This window comes from Synechocystis sp. LEGE 06083 (assembly GCF_015207725.1).
Classification (GTDB): Bacteria; Cyanobacteriota; Cyanobacteriia; order Cyanobacteriales; family Microcystaceae; genus Synechocystis; species Synechocystis salina.
Map to the genome: position 1 here is coordinate 1 of NZ_JADEWJ010000314.1, position 4,042 is coordinate 4,042.

4 protein-coding genes are annotated in these 4,042 nt (G+C 51.9%); all 4 read right to left on the reverse strand.

Translation table 11 applies throughout. The features are described from left to right. Positions 1–34: 34 nt before the first annotated feature. Positions 35–799, reverse strand: a complete 765-nt coding sequence (locus IQ219_RS17510) for an iron uptake porin (protein ID WP_194019521.1) — start codon at positions 797–799, stop codon at positions 35–37. A gap of 229 nt (positions 800–1,028) precedes the next feature. Beyond that, complete coding sequence (locus tag IQ219_RS17515) at positions 1,029–1,769, reverse strand: WecB/TagA/CpsF family glycosyltransferase (protein ID WP_194019505.1); 741 nt, start codon at positions 1,767–1,769, stop codon at positions 1,029–1,031. A gap of 132 nt (positions 1,770–1,901) precedes the next feature. After that, positions 1,902–3,491 (reverse strand): TolC family protein, encoded by a 1,590-nt coding sequence (locus tag IQ219_RS17520; protein ID WP_190596354.1) that lies wholly within the window; start codon positions 3,489–3,491, stop codon positions 1,902–1,904. 96 nt (positions 3,492–3,587) lie between these two features. Further along, the coding region (locus IQ219_RS17525) for a gamma-glutamyltransferase (RefSeq protein WP_194073462.1) at positions 3,588–4,042 on the reverse strand (455 nt) is incomplete at its 5' end.

Consider the following 4,042-nt stretch of genomic DNA (forward strand, 5'->3'; position numbering starts at 1 on the left):
AACATAGGTTCAGAGGAAAACGAGCGTTAATGCCTTAAAAACCGGGGGCGGTGGGGGGCAGAGGAGGATTCCCAAAGCGGGTGTATTGAGACCAATCTTCCAACAGGGACTGGTTAAAGGGGTCTGGTAAGTCCCTGGTATGGATCACGGTGCCCCTGGTTTGTTGCTCCAACGCATCTTGGTAAACAGCTTCCACCACTGCCGCGTCTTCAGCAATCATGTTGTCAAAGTAGGAGCCAGGCCAACTGCGCCAACCGAAAATTTTGTTAGCTTGTCCAGAAATACTGGTGAGGTCGTAAAAACGCCCTGTGGAATTGTAGGAAGCTCGGGTGAAAACATTCTCCAGGGTGTCCCCAGCGGCGATGGATGTTTCTTTTTCTTCCATAAACTGCCCCAATTGTTGCCGGGAGGCCAACATTCTTGCCTCCAACTGAGTTAGGCAGGCGCTCAAACCGGCGGCAAACTCGTTGCGGGTCAAAGCCCGATCGCCACGGAAAGTTCTATCAGGGTAACCAACAATACAACCGTAGTTATCGACTAAATTCCGCAGTGCTTCGTAGGCCCAATTGTTGGGGGACACGTCCCGAAACTGGTTAATGCTGGTGACCTGCCCCAAAAGCTCTGTATAGGCTTGGTAACTCTGGTCATAGTTGGCTTGGGCCGTTTCTTTGTCCGGGGCTGGGGCCGCCATACCAGGGACAATACTAACGGGGTTGGCGATCGCCGGAGCGGCCATTCCCCCCAGTAGCAATCCCCCTAGGGCCGCTAATAAACAAGATTTCATCGATCGGTTAATCATCACAGAACACTCCTCAACCAAAATGACCAACGGACTGGAAAATAAGCCGCAAAAGTTAATAAAATTTAATATTTCGTCAGCGTAACCGGAGGTGTGGGCGATCGCCTGCCAGTCAACACCAATCTAGACGGCGATACCTAATAAATGTAACCCAATTTCCCCCAGGCGTAACCTTTATCCACAATTTCTCCCCCTTTTCGTCCCCGGAGCAAAATTTATGGTTAAAACATCACCGATGGATGAGGGTGCGGAAGAAAAATTTAGGCAGGGCCAACATCCGCCGCCAGCGCCAGGGTTCTTGGTAGAGCCGATAAAACCACTCCAGGTTATAGCGACAGAAAAATTCCGGTGCCCTTTCCTTAGTACCAGACCACACATCAAAACTTCCCCCTACCCCAATCCAAATCCCTTGGGGACAAAGGTGGCGGTGGTCCCGAATCCAATACTCCTGCCGAGGAACGCCCAAACCGACCAAAATTAGACAGGGCTGCTCCTGGGCCAGGGTTTGTTGCCAAGCTTTCTGCTCCGCTTCAGTTAAAAAGCCATGGTTTGCCAAAATTTTCAACCCTGGATATTCCCCTTGCCAACGTTGGGCCGCCAGCTCAGCAATGCCCGGTGCCCCTCCATAAAAGGCGATCGCCTGATTCCTCTTACTCCGGCCAATGTGACGCACCATCGCTTCCGCCAGTTCAATGCCAGGGCAACGGTTTTGCTCGATGCCTTCCAGTTTCAAATAAATGGTTACCCCAGCCCCGTCGGGAATAACCAGTTCCGCCCGCTGGATAACTCGCTGCACCGCCGCTTCTTTTTCGGCCAGCATCACCATTTCCGAGTTGAGGGTAACCACGTGGGCCCCTTGACCAAGGGCAAGACAATTTTCCAGCCAATGGCCATAGTCATTGCACAGATGTACCGGTACGCCAAAAACAAACGCTTGTTGCAGTGTTAGCTCAGCAAAGTCGGTGGCCATAGGGAAAATTAGGTTGGGAAAAAGGGCCGGTTTAGATGATGCCCCTGGACTGTCACATGGGAAAAATCTGCCACCATTGGGGGGTTTGGCTGTGCAGAATTAAGAGGCAAATTGGGATTTCGCAGATACCCTCTAGGGTTGAATATCAAAGAGATGGTTGTTGGGCAAATTACTAATGGAACGCTGGAGTTGGTTCAAGGACTGGTTATAGCCAATAATTGCCTGCAGGAACCGTCCCCGGGCGTTGGCCAGATCACGTTGGGCATTAATAACATCGGTTTGGGTCCCCACCCCAGCCTGGAAACGCAATCGGGCTAAACGGAGAGCTTCTTCAAAACGAATGACGTTGGTGCGGGTACTACCAATATTTTCTTTATTGGAGATTAGGGTGTAGTAGGATTCCTCTACCTCCAAGCGAATTTGATTTCTCTGTTCAGCAAAGGTGGTTTTGGCAATGTCCATTTGGCGATCGGCCCGGCGGGCTTCAGCCAATGCTCTTCCCCCGTCAAAAAAGTTCCAGCGTACCCGGGCGGCAAAGGAATAACCATCCACTAACCCGGCACTGCTATCGAAATTGTTTTGGTAGGTGTAATTAGCCAGAAAATCCACCCTGGGTTTCATTGCCGCCAGGGCAATGTAGCGGTCCTGTTCACTCACCTCAATTTGCACTAATTGCTGTTCTAATTCAGCTCGATTTTTGTAAGCTTGCACAATGCTTTCATCGAGGGGTAAGTTCCAATCCCCCGCTTCCACAATTTCATCAGCAGCGGTTAATTCCACCCGTTGCCCCACACTCAGCAGTTGGGCCAGGCGGCGGCGGGCATTGCGTTGATCAGCGATCGATCTGGTTAAAGCTTCATTAGCAGTGGCCAAATCCCCTTCCGCCCGTAACACATCAAAACGAGTCCCTAAACCAGCCTGTTCCAGAAGGCGGGCATCCCGTAAACTCTGGGAAGCATCCTCCACGGAAGCCTGGGCGATCGCCACCTGAGCATCGGCCCCTTGGAGAGCATAGTAACGATCCGTAGCTTCAAAGCGGGTTTGTTCCGCCACCACTTCCACTTGAAGGCGACTGTTTTGCACCAACTGCTCCGCCTTAGCAATTTGGGCACTCCTTTCCCCACCGGCATAGATACTGTAGGTCAAGTTAATATTACCCACCGCATTGGTGCTGGTTTCCGGGCGTAATTCTGGGGTGATGGTGGTGGTTTGATCCTGGTTGGCAATGAGGGCATTGTTGGCTTCGGCCGCCGCACTACTATCCCGACTAAAGGTGAAATCTGTATCTAAATTGGGGTAGAGGGCCGCCCGGGCAGCCATTAAACCAGCCTCTTGTTGCTCCAGGGATAGCTTGGCCTCCTGTAGCTGTTCATTGTTCCTAAGGGCCAAAGCAATAGCTTCGTCCAAGGTAATGGCCTGCCGTACCGTGGTATCCACCTCGTCGGGTTTGGTGGGAAACATGAGGGGATTACCAGAAGGATTCAAACGCTCATCGGGCATGGCGGGGGGTAACTCAGGCAAAGCGAACCCATTGGCGCTACTCTCCGTTCCTGTCTCCACAGATGGGAGGGGGGTCTCAGCGGGAGTAATAGTAGGACTTTGGGCCACGACGATCGTCCCCTGGCCGCCACTGAAGCCGGGCAAAAAGACACCGACGCTGGTGCTGAGTAGCAACAACAGAGTGGAAGAAGACCAAAATTTGAGCGGATGGATTGATTTCATTGGGAATGTGACCAGACAACTCAGCCGTAATCGCAAAAGGGGGAAACGCTGTTCGCTAAATAACTTACCGCATTGCCCTAAGAATTGTAACCAATGTTATTCGACACTGTAGGCTACGGCCCCCGATCGCCGGGGATCCCCAACCCCTTCCAGGGTCCCAGCGCTAGTGATGGCAACCCCATGGACTCCCCCAAAAAACATATTTTGTTCTGTCCAGAGGGTACTCTCGGTATCATCGTCAAATTGCAGTTGGGCCAGAATGTCAGCCACAGGGGTTGGCTCCAAATCCAATTTGTGGGCTTCCCAATGGATACGTCCCTGCCCCACCGCTTTAGTTAACGGTAATTGGTAATCCAGGTGATGGCAGACCACCTGCAAAATGGCACTGCGAATACGATTTGATCCCCCTGACCCCAAAACTAACTGGGGTTGTTCCTGATCCAAAAGGATAGTGGGGGCCATCATTGATGATAAACGTTGCCCCGGTTGCCATTGGTAAAATCCCTGGGGATTGAGGTCTTCTTCCCCCAACATATTGTTCAGCATAATGC